This window comes from Salmonella sp. 32020114201800008SM (genome assembly GCF_017572025.1).
GTDB lineage: Bacteria > Pseudomonadota > Gammaproteobacteria > Enterobacterales > Enterobacteriaceae > Salmonella > Salmonella enterica.
The window spans coordinates 301,061-319,301 of record NZ_JAGEQM010000006.1 but is presented as its reverse complement, the minus strand read 5'-3'; the positions used below and the strand labels follow the sequence as shown (position 1 = coordinate 319,301).

General features: G+C 53.5%; 16 protein-coding genes. 3 read left to right on the top strand and 13 right to left on the bottom strand.

Annotated elements, in window-relative coordinates; all coding sequences use genetic code 11:
• Nucleotides 1–11 precede the first annotated feature (11 nt).
• The 9 genes from nuoH to lrhA form a co-directional block, all read right to left on the bottom strand.
• Nucleotides 12–989 carry an NADH-quinone oxidoreductase subunit NuoH gene (nuoH, locus tag J4613_RS17505; RefSeq protein WP_000118515.1) on the bottom strand — a complete coding sequence of 326 codons (978 nt, stop codon included), beginning with the start codon at nucleotides 987–989 and terminating at the stop codon, nucleotides 12–14.
• Entirely contained in the window at nucleotides 986–3,712 is a 2,727-nt protein-coding gene (gene nuoG, locus J4613_RS17500) for an NADH-quinone oxidoreductase subunit NuoG (protein WP_001518099.1), read from the bottom strand. Before nuoG ends, nuoH begins: the two co-directional genes overlap by 4 nt.
• 30 nt (nucleotides 3,713–3,742) lie before the next feature.
• Nucleotides 3,743–5,080 carry an NADH-quinone oxidoreductase subunit NuoF gene (nuoF, locus tag J4613_RS17495; protein ID WP_000800048.1) on the bottom strand — a complete coding sequence of 446 codons (1,338 nt, stop codon included), beginning with the start codon at nucleotides 5,078–5,080 and terminating at the stop codon, nucleotides 3,743–3,745.
• A complete protein-coding gene (nuoE, locus tag J4613_RS17490; protein WP_000545038.1) occupies nucleotides 5,077–5,577 on the bottom strand; it encodes an NADH-quinone oxidoreductase subunit NuoE in 501 nt (166 codons plus the stop codon). Before nuoE ends, nuoF begins: the two co-directional genes overlap by 4 nt.
• Nucleotides 5,578–5,579: 2 nt before the next feature.
• Complete coding sequence (gene nuoC, locus J4613_RS17485) at nucleotides 5,580–7,382, bottom strand: NADH-quinone oxidoreductase subunit C/D (protein WP_000247855.1); 1,803 nt, start codon at nucleotides 7,380–7,382, stop codon at nucleotides 5,580–5,582.
• Nucleotides 7,383–7,468: 86 nt separating this feature from the next.
• On the bottom strand, nucleotides 7,469–8,131 hold the full coding sequence (gene nuoB / locus J4613_RS17480; RefSeq protein WP_000386728.1) for an NADH-quinone oxidoreductase subunit NuoB: 663 nt from the start codon (nucleotides 8,129–8,131) through the stop codon (nucleotides 7,469–7,471).
• 15 nt (nucleotides 8,132–8,146) lie between these two features.
• A complete protein-coding gene (gene nuoA, locus J4613_RS17475) occupies nucleotides 8,147–8,590 on the bottom strand; it encodes an NADH-quinone oxidoreductase subunit NuoA (protein ID WP_000062993.1) in 444 nt (147 codons plus the stop codon).
• A gap of 394 nt (nucleotides 8,591–8,984) precedes the next feature.
• Entirely contained in the window at nucleotides 8,985–9,137 is a 153-nt protein-coding gene (locus J4613_RS17470; protein WP_001522276.1) for a hypothetical protein, read from the bottom strand.
• A 79-nt stretch (nucleotides 9,138–9,216) separates the two neighbouring features.
• Entirely contained in the window at nucleotides 9,217–10,155 is a 939-nt protein-coding gene (gene lrhA, locus J4613_RS17465; RefSeq protein ID WP_000606288.1) for a transcriptional regulator LrhA, read from the bottom strand.
• Nucleotides 10,156–11,087: 932 nt separating this feature from the next.
• Between lrhA and alaA the strand changes: the two genes are divergently transcribed.
• Together alaA and yfbR are read left to right on the top strand one after the other, a co-directional pair.
• Nucleotides 11,088–12,302 carry an alanine transaminase AlaA gene (gene alaA / locus J4613_RS17460; protein ID WP_000074540.1) on the top strand — a complete coding sequence of 405 codons (1,215 nt, stop codon included), beginning with the start codon at nucleotides 11,088–11,090 and terminating at the stop codon, nucleotides 12,300–12,302.
• Nucleotides 12,303–12,395: 93 nt separating this feature from the next.
• A complete protein-coding gene (gene yfbR / locus J4613_RS17455; protein WP_000813882.1) occupies nucleotides 12,396–12,995 on the top strand; it encodes a 5'-deoxynucleotidase in 600 nt (199 codons plus the stop codon).
• A gap of 90 nt (nucleotides 12,996–13,085) precedes the next feature.
• Here the strand turns inward: yfbR and J4613_RS17450 are convergent, their stop codons facing one another.
• The 4 genes from J4613_RS17450 to yfbV all read right to left on the bottom strand — a co-directional run bounded on the left by J4613_RS17450 (nucleotide 13,086) and on the right by yfbV (nucleotide 16,691).
• The gene (locus tag J4613_RS17450; protein ID WP_001012856.1) at nucleotides 13,086–14,912 is read right to left on the bottom strand and encodes an SLC13 family permease; all 1,827 of its coding nucleotides are present in this window, start codon (nucleotides 14,910–14,912) and stop codon (nucleotides 13,086–13,088) included.
• 76 nt (nucleotides 14,913–14,988) lie between these two features.
• A complete protein-coding gene (locus J4613_RS17445; protein ID WP_001555201.1) occupies nucleotides 14,989–15,666 on the bottom strand; it encodes a sugar phosphatase in 678 nt (225 codons plus the stop codon).
• Nucleotides 15,659–16,153: a YfbU family protein gene (locus J4613_RS17440; RefSeq protein WP_000426135.1), complete on the bottom strand. Its 495-nt coding sequence runs from the start codon at nucleotides 16,151–16,153 to the stop codon at nucleotides 15,659–15,661. The genes J4613_RS17445 and J4613_RS17440 overlap by 8 nt, the downstream gene beginning before the upstream one ends.
• 82 nt (nucleotides 16,154–16,235) lie before the next feature.
• Nucleotides 16,236–16,691, bottom strand: coding sequence for a terminus macrodomain insulation protein YfbV (yfbV, locus tag J4613_RS17435; RefSeq protein ID WP_000106617.1), 456 nt, complete (start codon nucleotides 16,689–16,691; stop codon nucleotides 16,236–16,238).
• A gap of 339 nt (nucleotides 16,692–17,030) precedes the next feature.
• Here yfbV and ackA point away from each other — a divergent pair, with 339 nt between their 5' ends.
• A complete protein-coding gene (gene ackA, locus J4613_RS17430; RefSeq protein WP_000095689.1) occupies nucleotides 17,031–18,233 on the top strand; it encodes an acetate kinase in 1,203 nt (400 codons plus the stop codon).
• Nucleotides 18,234–18,241: the final 8 nt, after the last annotated feature.

Below are 18,241 nucleotides of genomic sequence, written 5' to 3'. Positions count from 1 at the left end.
CTTTGTGTCCCTTATTGCGCCTGCCACAGAATGACAGCCGCCGTTACCAGCAAGTTGATGAGCGTCAGCGGCAGGCAAACTTTCCAGCCGAAGGACATTACCTGGTCATAACGCGGACGCGGTAACGACGCACGAATCAAAATGAACATCATCATGAAGAACGCGGTTTTCAGCGCGAACCAGACGAATGGCGGTAAGAACGGGCCATGCCAGCCACCGAAGAACAACGTTACCATCAGCGCGGAAACGGTGACGATACCGATGTACTCCCCCACGAAGAACAGACCGAATTTCATCCCGGAATATTCGATGTGGTAACCGTCCGCCAGTTCCTGCTCGGCTTCCGGCTGGTCAAACGGGTGACGGTGACAGACCGCTACGCCCGCGATGGCGAAAGTAACAAACCCAAAGAATTGCGGAATCACGTTCCACAGATGCGCCTGGTTATTGACGATATCGGTCATATTAAATGAACCGGCCTGCGCCACCACGCCCATCAGGGAAAGACCAAGAAACACTTCGTAGCTCACCGTCTGGGCAGACGCGCGCATCGCGCCCAGCAGCGAGTATTTGTTGTTGCTCGACCAACCGGCGAACAGCACCGCGTAAACCGCCAGACCGGCCATCATCAGGAAGAACAGAATCCCGATGTTTAAATCGGCCACCACCCAATTAGGGCTAACCGGCACAATGGCGAAGGAGAGCAGCAGCGAAGTAAACGCGATCATCGGCGCCAGGGTAAAGATGACGCGATCCGAGAATTTCGGGATCCAGTCTTCTTTAAAGAACATCTTGATCATATCCGCGACCAGCTGGAGCGAGCCGCCCCAGCCAACGCGGTTTGGTCCATAACGGTTCTGGAACAGACCCAGCAGACGACGTTCGCCAAAGCTCATGAAGGCCCCGCAGGTGACGACCACCAGCAGAATCACCACCGCTTTGAGAATGCTCAGCAGGATCTCAATCAGATCCGGTGTAATCCAACTCATTGTTGCGCCTCCCGCAGATCCTCAAGACGCGCGCCAGCCAGAACCGGCGCGATGCCAGGCATACCCATCGGCAGCCCTACCTGCCCTGCCGCTAACCCTTCAGAGATTTCAACCGGCAGCGTCACCGTATTGCCATCGTAGCTAAAGGAGACGCGCGTCCCGGCATTGACGCCCAACTTCGCGGCATCCGCCGGGTTAAGTTTGATATACGGCTGCGGCATACGGCTCTGGAAGACCGGAGAACGCTGAGACAATTCGTCGCTGCCAAACAGGTGGTAATACGGCGCAATACGCCACTGACCGTCCTGCGCCTGGAAGCTTGCCGGCACGGTAGTGAAATAATCCAGACCGCCCTCAGTCGCTTCAATCAAACGCACGCCCGGATCGCCGTGACGCAGTTTGCCGCCCACTTCATCCTGGAACTTGTTCCACGCCTGCGGGGAGTTCCAGCCCGGCGCCCAGGCGAACGGAATTTCAGATCGCGGGGCAGTCGGTTGGTTATTCCCTTCCATCGAGAAGGCGAACATGGTGTCTTTATCCTGCGGCTGACGTGGTTCATGCACGCTGATATTGGCGCGCATCGCCGTACGACCGCTGTAACGATGCGGTTCGCGCGCCAGCTTCTGCCCGCGAATGCGGAAGGTCGCATCCGGCGCGGCGTCCTTAATGCCGGCAAATTGCGGCATGGCGGCAATGACCGCGTCGATCACGTGGTCAAGCTGAGTCCAGTCCACTTCGCGGTTTTCGACGGTGCTGTGCAGCGAATGCAGCCAGCGCCAGCTTTCCAGCATAATCGTCTTGTTATCGTAGTAGGCCGGATCATAAACCTGGAAGAAGCGCTGCGCGCGGCCTTCGTTGTTGATGACCGTACCATCGCTTTCGGCGAAGCTTGCCGCGGAAAGCACCAGATGCGCGTTTTCCATAATCGCCGTGCGCTGATGGTCAACCACCATCACCAGCGGCGCTTTGGCGAGCGCGGCGTTCACGCGCGTAGCGCTTGCATGACGGTGGAGATCGTTTTCCAGCACCACCACCGCGTCCGCACTGCCGGTTTCCAGCTCGCCCAGCGCATCATCAAGCGAACCGCCGCCCATCATACCCAGCCCCATGCTGTTCACGGAGCGGGCAATCATAGTAATACCGACGTCGGCGCCACGGCCTTTCAGCGCTTTCGCCACGTTAGCGGCCGCCTGAATCACCTCACTGCTACCGGCGTTAGTGCCGGAGATAATCAGCGGTTTTTTCGCGCCGGCCAACGCCTGCACAATGACATCAATTTTGTTTTGCAAGTCGCTGTCGATACCGTCAACCGCAGGCGCTGTATTGTCCAGCGCATGGGCAATCGCAAAGCCCAGGCGCGCCTGATCTTCCACCGGCGCGCGATAAGTCCAGGCGGCGATATCATCCAGACGGGTGTCGTCCACGTTAGTCACGAACAGCGGATGTTTGGCACGCTGGCCGATGTTAAGGATGGCCGCAATCTGCCAGTCGGCCACTTTCTGCGCCGCCGCCATTTCACGCGCTTTACCTTTCACCGCCTGGCGTACCGCCAGCGCAACGCGCGCGCCGGTCTGAGTGACATCCTCACCCAAGACCAGTACCGCGTCATAAGATTCGATCTCCCGCAGCGCCGGGGTGTAAATTCCGCCTTCACGCAGCACTTTCAGCGCCAGTTGCAGACGTTCCTGCTCGCCGCGCGCGATACCGGTGTAGAAGTTTTCCGCACCAACCAGCTCACGCAGCGCAAAGTTGCTCTCAATGCTGGCGCGTGGCGAACCGATACCGATCACTTTCTTCGACTGGCGCAGAATATCCGCCGCGCCCTGCATCGCCTGCTCGGCGTTGAGAGTAATAAAGTCATCGCCGCGGCGCTGAACCGGCTGACGCGGACGGTCTTTCAGGTTCACATAGCCATAGCCGAAACGACCGCGGTCGCAGAGGAAGTAGTGGTTAACGGTACCGTTGTAACGGTTTTCGATACGGCGCAGTTCGCCATAGCGCTCGCCCGGGCTGATGTTACAGCCGATGGAACACTGCTGGCAGATGCTCGGCGCAAACTGCATGTCCCATTTACGGTTGTAACGCTCGGAGTGCGTTTTATCGGTGAAGACGCCGGTCGGGCAAATCTCGACCAGGTTACCGGAGAATTCGCTTTCCAGCGTACCATCTTCCGGACGCCCGAAGTAGACGTTGTCATGCGCGCCATAGACGCCCAGATCGGTGCCGTCGGCATAATCTTTGTAGTAACGCACACAACGGTAGCAGGCGATACAGCGGTTCATTTCGTGCGAGATGAACGGCCCCAGATCCTGGTTGCGGTGGGTACGTTTGGTGAAACGGTAGCGGCGGAAACTATGCCCCGTCATCACGGTCATATCCTGAAGATGGCAGTTACCGCCCTCTTCACAAACCGGACAGTCGTGCGGGTGGTTAGTCATCAGCCACTCCACCACGCTTTCACGGAACTGTTTCGCTTCTTCGTCGTCAATAGAGATAAAGGTACCGTCGGTGGCTGGCGTCATACAGGACATCACCAGGCGACCACGCGTATCTTCCGCGTTTTGGTATTGCTTCACCGCACACTGGCGGCAAGCACCGACGCTTCCCAGCGCCGGGTGCCAGCAAAAATACGGAATATCAAGGCCGAGGGACAGACATGCCTGTAGCAGGTTGTCCGCGCCGTTGACCTCGTATTCTTTGCCGTCTACATGAATCGTAGCCATTAGCATGCTTCCAAATTAAAAATCGTTAACTCACCAGCGCTCTTTGAGCAGGTTCGGCTGAATACCATTGATTAAATGGGTATTGCTGAACGGCTGCTTGATGCCAGCTTCGAATTCTTCGCGGAAATACTTAATTGCGCTTTGCAGTGGCTCAACCGCGCCCGGCGCATGCGCGCAGAAGGTTTTACCCGGTCCGAGGAAACGACACAGTTGCTCAAGTGTCTCGATATCCCCCGGCTGGCCTTCGCCACGCTCCAGCGCGCGCAGAATTTTCACGCTCCACGGCAACCCGTCGCGGCATGGCGTACACCAGCCGCAGGATTCGCGGGCAAAGAACTCTTCCAGGTTACGCACCAGCGATACCATGCCGATTTCGTGGTCTACCGCCATCGCCAGCGCGGTGCCCAGACGGCTGCCTGCTTTACCGATGCTTTCGAACTCCATCGGCAGGTCAAGATGCGCCTCGGTCAGGAAGTCGGTTCCCGCCCCGCCCGGTTGCCAGGCTTTGAATTTCAGGCCATCGCGCATACCGCCCGCGTAATCTTCGAGGATCTCGCGCGCGGTAGTGCCGAACGGTAATTCCCAGAGGCCCGGATTCTTCACGCGGCCTGAAAAGCCCATCAGCTTGGTACCCGCATCTTTGCTTTTCGAGATGTTCTGGTACCACTCCACGCCGTTGGCGAGGATTGCCGGGACGTTGCACAACGTTTCGACGTTATTCACACAGGTCGGCTTGCCCCATACGCCGGAGGTCGCCGGGAAGGGCGGCTTGGAGCGTGGGTTCGCGCGGCGGCCTTCGAGGGAGTTAATCAGCGCCGTTTCTTCACCACAGATGTAACGCCCTGCCCCGGTGTGGACAAACAGTTCGAAGTCGAACCCGGTGCCCATGATATTTTTGCCAAGCAGCCCGGCCTCGGTGGCTTCCGCAATCGCACGGCGCAGATGTACAGCCGCTTCGATATATTCGCCGCGCAGGAAGATGTAGCCGCGATACGCTTTCAGCGCGAACGCGGAGATCAGCATGCCTTCCACCAGCAGGTGCGGCAGCTGTTCCATCAGCAGACGGTCTTTATAGGTGCCCGGCTCCATTTCATCGGCGTTACACAGCAGGTAACGGATGTTCATGGATTCATCTTTCGGCATCAGGCTCCACTTCAGACCGGTGGAAAAGCCCGCGCCGCCGCGCCCTTTCAGACCGGCGTCTTTTACCTGGCTGACGATTTCATCCGGAGACAGGCCGGTCAGCGCCTTACGCGCGCCTTCGTAGCCGTTTTTGCTACGATATTCATCCAGCCAGACCGGCTGTTTGTCATCGCGCAGACGCCAGGTCAGCGGATGGGTTTCGGGAGTACGGATAACGTTTTTCATTTATACCGCTCCAGTAGTTCAGGAATGGCTTCCGGGGTCAGATGGCTGTGAGTATCCTCATCAATCATCATGTTCGGCCCTTTATCGCAATTCCCCAGGCAGCAGGTCGGCAGCAGCGTAAAGCGACCATCAAAGGTCGTCTGCCCCGGTTTGATGTTGAGATTTTTTTCCAGCGCGGCCTGAATCCCCTGATAGCCGGTGATATGGCACACCACGCTGTCGCAGTAGCGAATCACGTGGCGACCGACCGGCTGACGGAAGATCTGGCTGTAGAATGTGGCGACGCCTTCGACGTCGCTCGCCGGAATACCCAGCACATCGGCAATAGCGTAGATCGCGCCGTCCGGCACCCAGCCACGCTGCTTCTGAACGATTTTCAGCGCTTCAATGGACGCCGCACGCGGGTCTTCGTAGTGGTGCTTCTCGTGCTCTATCGCTTCACGCTCTGCCGCACTCAGCTCAAAAGCCTCGGTTTGTGGTTGTTGATTCTCGTGCATAATTAGCGGTCCACATCTGACATAACAAAATCGATACTACCCAGATAGACAATCAGGTCGGAGACCAGGCTACCGCGGATCGCCGAGGGAATCTGCTGCAGGTGCGCAAAGCTCGGCGTGCGCACGCGGGTACGGTAGCTCATAGTGCTGCCGTCGCTGGTCAGGTAGTAACTGTTAATCCCCTTCGTCGCTTCCACCATCTGGAAGGACTCCTGCGCCGGCATCACCGGGCCCCAGGAGACCTGCAGGAAGTGGGTGATCAGGGTTTCGATATGTTGCAGCGTGCGCTCTTTCGGCGGCGGCGTGGTCAGCGGGTGATCCGCTTTGAACGGGCCTTCCGGCATGTTATCGAGGCACTGCTGAAGAATGCGCAGACTCTGGCGCAGCTCTTCCACTTTCAGCATCACGCGGGTATAGCAGTCGGAAACGCCGCCGCCCACCGGCACTTCAAAGTCAAAGTTTTCGTAGCCAGAGTATGGACGCCATTTACGCACGTCGAAGTCGATCCCGGTCGCGCGCAGCCCTGCGCCGGTGGTGCCCCACTCCAGCGCCTCTTTCGCGCCGTAAGCGGCAACGCCCTGCGAACGCCCTTTCAGAATGGTGTTACGCAGCGCGGCTTTCTCGTAAGAATCCAGACGCTTCGGCATCCACTCAAGGAACTCTCGCAGCAGGCGATCCCAACCGCGCGGCAAGTCGTGCGCGACGCCGCCGATACGGAACCAGGCCGGGTGCATACGGAAACCGGTAATGGCTTCCACCAGGTCATAAATTTTCTGCCGGTCGGTAAAGGCAAAGAAGACCGGCGTCATCGCGCCGACGTCCTGAATAAAGGTCGAGATGTACAGCAGATGACTGTTAATGCGGAACAGTTCGGAGAGCATCACGCGGATGACGTTCACACGATCCGGGACGGTGATCCCTGCCAACTTTTCTACCGCCAGCACGTACGGCATTTCATTGACGCAACCACCGAGGTATTCGATACGGTCGGTATAGGGAATGTAGCTATGCCAGGACTGGCGCTCGCCCATTTTTTCGGCACCGCGATGGTGATAGCCGATATCCGGCACGCAGTCGACGATTTCTTCGCCGTCAAGTTGCAGGATAATACGGAACGCACCGTGCGCAGACGGGTGGTTCGGGCCGAGGTTGAGGAACATAAAGTCCTCGTTGTCAGTCCCGCGCTTCATCCCCCAGTCTTCCGGTTTAAAGGTCAGCGCTTCCATCTCCAGATCCTGCTTGGCTTTGGTCAGCTCAAACGGGTCGAATTCGGTCGCGCGCGCCGGATAATCTTTACGCAGCGGATGGCCTTCCCAGGTTTGCGGCATCATGATGCGCGTCAGGTGCGGGTGGCCTTCGATATCAATACCAAACATCTCCCAGGTCTCACGCTCGTACCAGTTGGCGTTAGGGAAAAGTTTAGTGAAGGTCGGCACGCGCAGGTCGTTTTCAGACAACGCCACCTTGAGCATGATATCGCGATTACGCTCAATGGAAATCAGGTGGTAGAAAACGGAAAAATCCGCGGCGGGTAACCCGTCACGGTGCGTACGCAGGCGTTCATCCATGCCGTGTAAGTCAAACAGCATGACGTAAGGTTTCGGCAGTTTCTTTAAGAAATCGCCAACCTCCAGTAGTTGTTCACGCTTGACCCAAACAACGGGGATACCGGTGCGGGTCGCCTGAACGGTAAAGGCATCCGGCCCAAAACGGTTGCGCAGTTCGCCGATAACCGGATCATCAAGATGATCGCGGGTACTCCATGCTGCGTCTTGCGCGGTTAAGTCGGTCATATTGTTCACCATTGCAAATGGTCCGTGGTGGTCGGCAGTGCTTCGCGCTATTAAAATAGTGGTTAGCGAAGTGAAGTGCTGCTGCCGACAGGCGCAAATTAAATCTCGTCCGGGGTACGCAGGTTCGTGACGGCAATACGCTCGCCGCGTTTACGTTCGCGTTCTGGCTGCATATTGGCGCGATACACGCCCTGATCGCCCACCACCCATGAGAGCGGACGGCGCTCTTTGCCAATCGATTCTTGCAGCAGCATCAACGCCTGCATATACGCTTCCGGACGCGGCGGACAGCCAGGGATATACACATCCACCGGGATGAACTTATCAACGCCCTGCACTACCGAATAAATATCGTACATGCCGCCGGAGTTGGCGCAGGCGCCCATAGAAATGACCCATTTTGGCTCCAGCATTTGGTCATACAGACGCTGAATAACCGGGGCCATTTTGGTAAAGCAGGTACCGGCCACCACCATCAGGTCAGCCTGACGTGGCGACGCACGCAGCACTTCCGCGCCGAAACGGGCAACGTCATGCACTGCGGTAAAAGAGGTCACCATCTCTACATAGCAGCAAGAAAGGCCGAAGTTGTAGGGCCAAATTGAGTTTTTACGGCCCCAGTTAACCATGTCATGCAGTTTGCCCATGAACACGTTTTTGTTAACTTCCTGCTCCAGGGGGTCGGTTACGATCTCCTGTTTTTGCAGGGGGTAACGGTCATTCTCACCGTTAGGATCTATGCGGGTGAGCGTATAATCCATCTTAATGCCTCGCGGTTAGCGTTGACGATTAGCGATACTGTTCGTTTCCGGGTTCATACGCTCGCGGCGTGAACGCGCGGGCGTCCAGTCCAACGCGCCAATACGCGCCAGATAAACCAGACCAGCCAGTAACACAAAAATAAAAATTGCAGCTTCCACAAAGCCAACCCAGCCGCTTTCGCGGATAGAAGTCGACCATGCGAACAGATACAGCGCTTCAACGTCGAAGATAACGAAGAACATGGCTACCAGGTAAAACTTGGCAGACAGGCGTAAGCGGGCGGTGCCGACCGAATCGATACCTGATTCAAACGGAACGTTCTTGTGCCTCGCGCGTGCGCGACCGCCCAAAAACCAACCGCCTACCAGCATCAGGCAGCACAGGCCAATGGCAACGATAAGAAAGATAGCGAATGCCCAGTGATGAGCGATGACTTCAGTGGATGTTGACATACTCATTGCTTACTCATCAAAAGTAGCGCCAGTTTCTCTGCTCTTTACGGCAGATGGGCGCCACATCGATTCATGGGGAGGAATAAAAAAAACCCTACAATTACTGTAGAAAATGATAAAAACAGCTAATTGATGTGGTTTTTTACTCCTTTCTATAACCTTTTGTCAACTTTAACAAAAGTTCCTTCACATTAATTTACATCAATTCATCACCATTAACATTAAGTGCCATCCTGGAGAAAATGACTCTTCGGCCAGGGGGGATTTTATGTTGTTGAATCGTGTCCGTTGTGAAGCAAAAGAAATAACACACACCTATTTTGACAGGAATTTGTGAAGATGCCTCCCCCTAAATGGGAGTATTTTCTTGATCTGTGACACGCTTTTGTTAATTCACCCCCTAAAACAGCAACAATTTCTCTAGTTTTTTAACATGCAAATTCATAAAATGGATGTTCTGGTTATTTTTTGCCCACATTGAACTGCGAATTGCTACTGGCTGATTTACCGCAACTTTTACAATTTGTGCGGTTAAGCGCGTACAGATGGGCACAAAAAAAGAGCCACTGAGCGTTTTTTCATCGCCAGCGGCTCTTTTTTACATTTACGACTTAGCGCCTTTTGTCTGCGAGCTACTCAAAACCCCCTTCCACCATCAGCGGATCATCTCCGCCCTCTGCAGAAAACTGGTTGTAATGCCATGGGTTTTGATAGCTTTCCATCGCATGGAAAATCACCATCGCCAGCTCGTTCTGGCTATTGGGATCGCGGCACAACAGATATTCCGTATCCGGCAAAGGCGGTAATCCGTCTGCGGCGCCCAGCACGCGAAGGTCGGGACTCATCATTTCGACAGGTCGAGCCGTTACGCCAAGACCGGCTTTAACGGCCGCGCGTACCGCCGGTAATGTAGACGCCACATAGGCCAGCCGCCAGGGAATACCCGCTGCATTTAGCGTCTCCAGCACCATATCGCGGAATGGGCTGGGATCGTCCAGCAGGACTAATGGTACGGGCTCTCCCCTTTGCAAAACATACTCAGCCGCACAATACCAATGGGTGGGCGAGGTCCGCAAATTCAGACAGTCCAGCGAATGAGGTTGGTTAGTCGTCACCACCAAATCTACTTCCTGCGATTTAACCATGTCCACCATATAGGCGTTGCGTTTTACCCGTACATCAAGCGCGAGTTTCGGATAAACCGAGCTGATTCGGCTAAGCAAAAAAGGCAGGATAGTATCAGCTGATTCATCAGAAGCGCCGATTGTTAACACTCCCTGAAGATTACTGAACATTAATGATGAACACGCCTCATCATTAAAACGCAGGATTTTTCTGGCGTACCCCAGAAGCTGGATACCGTGTTCGGTCAAAAGTTTGTTACGGCCATGGCGGGCGAACAATTCCTTTCCCACGAGTTGCTCAAGACGCTGCATTTGCTGACTGACCGCAGACTGAGTACGACATACCGCCGCCGCCGCCGCGGCGAAGGTGTTCAGATCGGCAACGGCCACGAACGTTCTCAGCAGATCGAGATCGAGGTTAATTATCGGACGATTTGCATTTATCATAATTTTTCACTTACTGGCGGGTCATATCGGGCTGACCTGGTTAATGCTGTGCATTCAGAAACAAGCAATTCCATTTGTAATGTGCATCCTTCGCAGTACCGCCTGGTTACCCAGGTAAATGTTAGAATGTAATTGAAAATACGACCAAAACACTTCTCTTACTTACTGATATAATACCAAATGCAACTGATCGGGATATATCAAAGAGAATGTGTCATACCTTTAGGCGTCTACAGATTTCTGCTAATGATGGACGTGTAAATCTTGTAACAAGCGTCAAATAGTTTACCGAGACGCACAGATACAAAAACAATATATTGAACAATAGGTTATGTATAAAATCGCGTCATGAAAATTAGCAGACAACGCAGACTACGCCCCCGTTTCGGATCATTATCTTAACCTAAAACCGCTATATTTATAAGTATTATTACGAATAATCTTAACCTTGGATATGTTATACTAATCGGACCAGAAAGATATTATTACGACTTTAGTAAATGCTTTTTAAATATTAAATAATAATTAATTAAGATTTCTACCATTCATTAATTATACTTAACAATAGTTTCACACCCCCCGCCGCCGGAAAGGTCTAACCTTCTCATTTTACCTTTAATACTCAGTATTTCCGAAATAGCCAGCGCGACACTAATGATGAATGCTTATCTCTCATAAAACAGATAATTTCTGACAACATAAAAAACCACATTACGCGCAATCACATAGAATAAAACACTATACATACAAACAAAAATAGAAAATACATCTAACCAAATGATTTTATGAAGTTTTAAACAGCACGAAAGCGCGTTAAAAATAAACAAAATCTTCTTCTGTTCACTCTTCAAAACTCACCGTCGTGGGAGTACATTGTTTCGTGCTGACTTCCACGGCAGGGAGTGGCAATAACAGCTAAAAGGTCAAGATTCATGTCCCCCATTGAAAAATCCAGCAAACTCGAAAATGTCTGTTATGACATTCGTGGCCCCGTTCTGAAAGAAGCGAAACGCCTTGAGGAAGAAGGTAATAAAGTTCTTAAACTGAATATCGGCAACCCCGCCCCCTTCGGATTCGAAGCGCCGGACGAAATTCTGGTCGATGTCATTCGTAATTTGCCGACGGCGCAAGGATATTGCGACTCGAAAGGGCTTTATTCTGCCCGTAAAGCGATTATGCAGCATTATCAGGCCCGTGGAATGCGCGATGTAACCGTGGAAGATATCTATATCGGTAACGGCGTTTCCGAGCTGATCGTTCAGGCGATGCAGGCGTTGCTTAACAGTGGCGATGAAATGCTGGTTCCCGCGCCCGATTATCCGTTATGGACAGCGGCGGTATCGCTCTCCAGCGGCAAGGCGGTACATTATCTTTGCGATGAATCTTCCGACTGGTTCCCGGACCTTGACGATATCCGCGCCAAAATCACCCCACGTACGCGTGGTATTGTCATTATTAATCCAAACAACCCTACTGGCGCCGTCTATTCTAAAGAATTGTTGATGGAAATTGTCAACATTGCGCGCGAGCATAATCTCATCATCTTCGCCGATGAAATTTATGACAAGATTCTCTATGACGATGCCGAGCATCACTCTATCGCCGCACTGGCACCTGATCTGCTGACCATCACCTTTAATGGGTTGTCTAAAACCTATCGCGTCGCCGGCTTCCGCCAGGGCTGGATGGTGCTGAACGGGCCGAAAAAACATGCGAAGGGCTATATTGAAGGGCTGGAGATGTTAGCCTCAATGCGCCTGTGCGCCAACGTCCCGGCGCAACATGCTATTCAGACCGCGCTCGGCGGCTATCAAAGCATTAGCGAATTTATTCTGCCGGGCGGTCGACTGTATGAACAGCGTAACCGCGCCTGGGAGTTGATTAACGATATTCCCGGCGTTTCCTGCGTAAAACCGCGCGGCGCGTTGTACATGTTCCCCAGGATCGACGCTAAACGTTTTAATATTCACGACGACCAGAAGATGGTGCTGGACTTCCTGCTACAGGAAAAGGTGCTGCTGGTGCAAGGTACCGCCTTTAACTGGCCGTGGCCGGATCACTTCCGCATTGTGACGCTACCGCGTGAAGATGACCTGGAGATGGCCATCAACCGCTTTGGGCGTTTCCTCTCAGGTTACCATCAATAATCTTAAATTCAGGCTACTTCGGTAGCCTGAATTGCATCTTCATCCCCCTCCCCGCACAATGAAGTCTGCCGCAGTGAAAACAAAAGGTAATCTATGAAGCAGAGCCATTTTTTCGCCCATCTCTCCCGCATGAAGTTGATTAACCGCTGGCCGCTGATGCGTAACGTGCGTACGGAAAACGTCTCCGAACATAGTCTGCAGGTGGCGATGGTCGCCCATGCGTTGGCGGCGATAAAAAACCGTAAATTTGGCGGTCAGCTCAATGCTGAACGCATCGCGCTTCTGGCGATGTATCATGATGCCTCGGAAGTACTGACCGGCGATCTGCCGACGCCGGTAAAATATTTTAATTCCCAGATAGCCCAGGAATATAAAGCGATCGAAAAAATCGCCCAGCAAAAGCTGGTTGATATGGCGCCGGATGAATTACGCGATATTTTCGCACCGCTTATTGATGAGAATGCCTGGAGCGAAGAAGAACAGGCAATCGTAAAACAGGCCGATGCGCTTTGCGCCTACCTGAAATGCCTGGAGGAGCTCTCAGCGGGAAACAATGAGTTTGGACTGGCAAAAACGCGGCTGGAAAAAACGCTGGAATTACGTCGCAGCCAGGAGATGGACTATTTTATGGCGGTATTCGTACCAAGTTTCCATCTCTCTCTTGACGAGATAAGCCAGGATTCACCGCTTTAGTTGCCGGATGGCGGCTAACGCCTTATCCGGCCTACCGTTCTTCCCGTAGGCCTGATAAGCGTAGCGCCATCAGGCCTTTTCCAGCCTGGGTTAAAACGGAAACAACATCGGAATCATCACAATACAAACCGCCATCACAATAAGCGTGAACGGCACGCCAAGCTTCACAAAATCGCTAAAGCTATAGTTTCCCGGCCCCAGAACCAGAGTATTGACCGGCGATGAAACCGGCGTCATAAAGGCGGCGGATGCCGCCATCGCCACCGCCATCGCAAACGGATAGGGCGACACCCCCATCGATTTCGCCGCCGCCAGCGCAATCGGCGCCATCAGCACCGCCGTTGCCGTGTTAGAAATGAACAGTCCTATGACGGCGCACAGCACGAACAGGCATCCCAGCATCATATACGGCCCATAGCCGCCGCCGATATCCATTAATCCTTGCACGACCAGAGAGACGCCGCCGGTTTTTTGCAACGCCAGCGCAAACGGCATCATACCCACAATCAAGATAATACTCGGCCAGTGGATCGCTTTATACGCGCTTTCAGCATCAATACAGCGAAATTTCCCCATCAGCAGGCAGGCGATAATCGCCGCGATCGGGTTGGGAATTTCATCGGTCAACATCAGCGCCACCATCAGTACCAGGCAGAAAATGGCGTGCGGCGCCTGGCTGTGCGCAGGAGAGGCTTCGCTGACCTCGACCGGCATATTCAGCACCACAAAGTCGCGGCCTTTTTGCCCCAGCAGGCTGATTAACTTCCAGTTCCCCACAACCAGAATGATATCGCCCATCAATAACGGTTCATCGGCCAGCGATCCTTCCAGCGCGACGCCGTCGCGTTTCAGGCCGACCACATTCAGCCCGTAACGTGTACGGAAGGCGATTTCACGCACCGACTTGCCTATCAGTTCAGACTCCGGAATAAGCGAAATTTCCGCCATGCCAACATCCAACGCCTGATCGGAAAAATATTCTCCACGCAATACCATCGGTTCCAGCAGTTGCTCGGCGCAGAACTCTCTGAGGTCAACCTCCGCCGCCGACATATCAATCAGCAGAACGTCGCGAGCGCGAAACTCCGATACGCCGTTCACATTGACGATAACCCGCCGAAAGCGCCGCCAGCGTTCAACGCCGATGACATTGGCGCCGTAACGTTCGCGCAGTTTAAGGTCGTCCAGCCGCTGTCCCACCATTGGCGAACCGGGGCGAATCGCCAGACGGCGAGCGCGCCCCGTCAGACGGTACTCGCGGATAAGATCGCGGAAAGTGCGCCGCTTACCGGCCTGTTGTCCGGGCGCATCGCCTTTTAGCATGAAGCGCATCACCAGCATATAAACAATGCCGAGCGCCAACACCACTATCCCCAGCGGCGTCACGCTAAAAAAGTTGAACCCGTGCAGGCCTTCACGCAGCAGTTCACTGTTAACCACCAGGTTCGGCGGCGTCGCCACCAGCGTCATCATTCCGCTGATAAGCCCGGCAAAACTCAGCGGCATCATCAGGCGCGAAGGCGAGGTTTGCATATGCATAGAAACGCTAAGAACAACGGGGATAAAAATCGCCACCACGCCGGTTGAACTCATGAAAGCGCCAAGTCCGGCGACGGTGATCATCAGTAAAACCAGCATTTTGATTTCACTGCTGCCCGCCATTTTAACCAGCCAGGTACCGACCACCGTCGCAACGCCGGTGCGCACGAGGCCGTCGCCAATAATAAATAAAGCGGCGATAAGAATGACATTCGGATCGCTAAAGCCGGAGAAGGCTTCCGGAAGGGTCAAGGTACCGCTAAGGACAAAAGCAACAATGACGAATAAAGCCACCGCATCCATACGTACTTTGCCCGTCGCAAACAACACGACGGCAATCGCCAGTAAAGAGAGAACCCAAATCAATTCACCGTTCACAACATATCCTTGTCAGATGAGAAGATAACGCGATTCTGCCATAAATATGCCCCGCCAAAGCGGGGCGATATCATGATCAGGTCTTTCTTAACACCACCACATCGCCGTTTGGTTGTTTAGCGACCGATAATTGCGTCAGGCTATCCAACGCAAAATCAACATCCGCCAGACGCGGCGTGTCGGCCGGCGCATTGACCGCAATGACGTGGCAGCCCGCAGCCAGTCCGGACAGCACGCCAGCCGGGGCATCTTCTACTACGACGCACTCCTGAGGGGCCAGGCCAAGCAGTTGTGCGCCCAGCAAATACGCATCCGGCTCCGGTTTGCCGCGTTTGACTCGTTCGGCGGTGACAAACACCTCTGGCGCTGGAAGGCCCGCGACCTGATGGCGCGCACGCGCGACCGGCATTGAACCGGAGGTGACGATAGCCCACGGAATGCCCGCTTTATTCAGGTGATTGAGTAAATCGACTGCCCCCGGCAACGCGGTGATCCCTGCGGTTTCAGTGGCTTCTATTTGCTCCAGGCGCGTAAACTCAGCGGCAATTTCCGCCTCCGATTTACCCGCCATAAAATGCCGCAACGAGGTGATCGCCTGTTTGCCATGAATAAAGCCCAGCACCTCATCATGAGCAAGGTTAAAACGATCGGCCCAGCTACACCACGCGCGTTCGACGGCAGGTAATGAGTCAACCAACGTTCCATCCAGATCAAACAGAAAACCTTTACACTGCACGCGAGCCTCCTCAGGCATTAATGATTTGATTGATTTCATTCGCGCTCAGGTGGTACTGACGCGGGCAGGCATGCCAGACATTCAACATCCGCTGGTATTTTTCCCACATCGGCGTCTGGGCATTAAAGCCGTGTGTCCCGGCGTCAAAGTGAGTGTAGCGTCCTTCTATATTCACCATAAAACGGACATAGCCGAGGTAGCGCGCTTCCGTCGCGGCGTCAAACCCCAGGAAGGTGACGCGACGTTCGTCGATGGCTTGCGTATCTTTGAGGTTGGTCCAGGAGACGTGCAGCGCATGGTACATCTCCATAATATCGATGATGGTACGGCAGGTCTCTTCCGTCAGCTCGCCAAACTCGCGATCCAGCTCGCGCATCTGCAGGCCGTAGCCGCGTTCAATAATTGTTTGTAAGCGACGGTAACGCTCGGCGTTGGTGGGATCGAGCATCGTCATCATTTTGTACTGGTTAGACAAAATCAGACGTTGCGCGTTGGTCATTTCCATTTTGAACTCCTGTATCACGCTATAGCGATGAAAAAAAGAAGGCATTGGTATGCCTTCTTTTATATGCGTAATCCGGGGTCAATTACAAATCATCCAGGAAAGTTTTATCCAGTTGTTTGAAGGCGCGCTTAAGCGTGTCAGCTAATGCCTGGTAATCCGGCTTTCCTTCTACCGGCGCCAGCGCTTGTCCAGCCTCCTGCAATTTACCGCGAACTTCGTAAAACCAGTTGAGGATTGAAGGCGGCAATGGCGTCACGGAACGTTTCCCTAACCACCATAATCCCTGCATGGGCAAGCTCAGGGCGAACAGAGCGGTCGCCACGGCCGGGCCTAACTGACCGCCCAGCGCTATCTGCCAGCATAATGTAAAGACGGCGACAGGCGGCATAAATCGTATGGCATAGCGCGTCATACGAATGACGCGGTTTTCGACGAAAACGGGCGCCAGCCGCTTTTCCATCGGCCACGTCTTCGCGTAGTGCTGCCCCCGGCGAAATAAGCTAAAAAAATTTACGGAGCGATTATCCGGTGTCGACATGGCCTACCTCAACTTCACATATAAAATTTAAAAAATTTGTGCAAAACAACAACTGCGAGGGACAACGTTCAAAACATTTTGTCTTCGATACCCACTATCAGGTATCCTGTGTCGGCCTGTCAAAGGCCGGTAGTTTAAAATCATTGAGTCGTCAATATTACACATAGTATGCCATTGGCTGAAAAATACGCAAAATGGCATAGACTCAAAGGTATTTCTTCCATCATGCCCAAAAAAACTCCTGCGCATGATGTTAATCATAAATGTCAGGGCTATCATGCGCTACGCTCTATGGCTCACTGACGTTTTTTTAGCCACGTATCATAAATAGGTACTTCCATGTCGAGTAAGTTAGTACTGGTTCTGAACTGCGGTAGTTCTTCACTGAAATTTGCAATTATTGATGCAGTTAATGGTGATGAATACCTTTCTGGTTTAGCCGAATGTTTCCATCTGCCAGAAGCACGCATCAAATGGAAAATGGACGGCAGTAAACAAGAAGCGGCTTTAGGTGCAGGCGCCGCTCACAGTGAAGCGCTGAACTTTATCGTTAACACTATTCTGGCACAAAAACCAGAACTGTCTGCGCAGTTAACTGCAATTGGTCACCGTATCGTACACGGCGGCGAGAAGTATACCAGCTCCGTAGTCATTGATGAGTCCGTCATTCAGGGCATCAAAGATTCCGCCTCTTTCGCACCGCTGCATAACCCGGCTCACCTGATTGGTATCGCCGAAGCGCTGAAATCTTTCCCGCAGCTGAAAGATAAAAACGTTGCAGTATTCGACACCGCCTTCCATCAGACCATGCCGGAAGAATCTTACCTGTATGCCCTGCCGTACAGCCTGTATAAAGAACACGGCGTTCGTCGCTATGGCGCACACGGCACCAGCCACTTCTATGTAACTCAGGAAGCGGCAAAAATGCTGAACAAGCCGGTAGAAGAACTGAACATTATCACCTGCCACCTGGGCAACGGCGGTTCTGTTTCCGCTATCCGTAACGGTAAATGCGTGGATACCTCTATGGGTCTGACCCCGCTGGAAGGCCTGGTCATGGGTACCCGTTCCGGCGATATCGACCCTGCGATTATCTTCCACCTGCACGACACTCTGGGCATGAGCGTGGACCAGATCAACAAAATGCTGACCAAAGAGTCCGGTCTGCTGGGTCTGACTGAAGTGACCAGCGACTGCCGTTATGTTGAAGACAACTACGCCACCAAAGAAGACGCAAAACGTGCGATGGACGTTTACTGCCACCGCCTGGCGAAATACATCGGTTCTTACACCGCTCTGATGGACGGTCGTCTGGATGCAGTCGTGTTCACCGGCGGTATCGGTGAAAACGCCGCGATGGTTCGCGAACTGTCTCTGGGTAAACTGGGCGTGCTGGGCTTTGAAGTCGACCACGAACGTAACCTGGCGGCCCGCTTCGGCAAATCTGGTTTCATCAACAAAGAAGGTACCCGTCCGGCGGTGGTGATCCCAACCAACGAAGAACTGGTTATCGCGCAAGACGCGAGCCGTCTGACTGCCTGATTTCACAC

Coding starts and splice junctions, on each gene's coding strand:
- nuoH (WP_000118515.1), bottom strand. CDS start 989: ATGAGTTGGATTACACCGGATCTGATTGAGATCCTGCTGAGCATTCTC.
- nuoG (WP_001518099.1), bottom strand. CDS start 3,712: ATGGCTACGATTCATGTAGACGGCAAAGAATACGAGGTCAACGGCGCG.
- nuoF (WP_000800048.1), bottom strand. CDS start 5,080: ATGAAAAACGTTATCCGTACTCCCGAAACCCATCCGCTGACCTGGCGT.
- nuoE (WP_000545038.1), bottom strand. CDS start 5,577: ATGCACGAGAATCAACAACCACAAACCGAGGCTTTTGAGCTGAGTGCG.
- nuoC (WP_000247855.1), bottom strand. CDS start 7,382: ATGGTGAACAATATGACCGACTTAACCGCGCAAGACGCAGCATGGAGT.
- nuoB (WP_000386728.1), bottom strand. CDS start 8,131: ATGGATTATACGCTCACCCGCATAGATCCTAACGGTGAGAATGACCGT.
- nuoA (WP_000062993.1), bottom strand. CDS start 8,590: ATGAGTATGTCAACATCCACTGAAGTCATCGCTCATCACTGGGCATTC.
- lrhA (WP_000606288.1), bottom strand. CDS start 10,155: ATGATAAATGCAAATCGTCCGATAATTAACCTCGATCTCGATCTGCTG.
- alaA (WP_000074540.1), top strand. CDS start 11,088: ATGTCCCCCATTGAAAAATCCAGCAAACTCGAAAATGTCTGTTATGAC.
- yfbR (WP_000813882.1), top strand. CDS start 12,396: ATGAAGCAGAGCCATTTTTTCGCCCATCTCTCCCGCATGAAGTTGATT.
- J4613_RS17445 (WP_001555201.1), bottom strand. CDS start 15,666: ATGCCTGAGGAGGCTCGCGTGCAGTGTAAAGGTTTTCTGTTTGATCTG.
- J4613_RS17440 (WP_000426135.1), bottom strand. CDS start 16,153: ATGGAAATGACCAACGCGCAACGTCTGATTTTGTCTAACCAGTACAAA.
- yfbV (WP_000106617.1), bottom strand. CDS start 16,691: ATGTCGACACCGGATAATCGCTCCGTAAATTTTTTTAGCTTATTTCGC.
- ackA (WP_000095689.1), top strand. CDS start 17,031: ATGTCGAGTAAGTTAGTACTGGTTCTGAACTGCGGTAGTTCTTCACTG.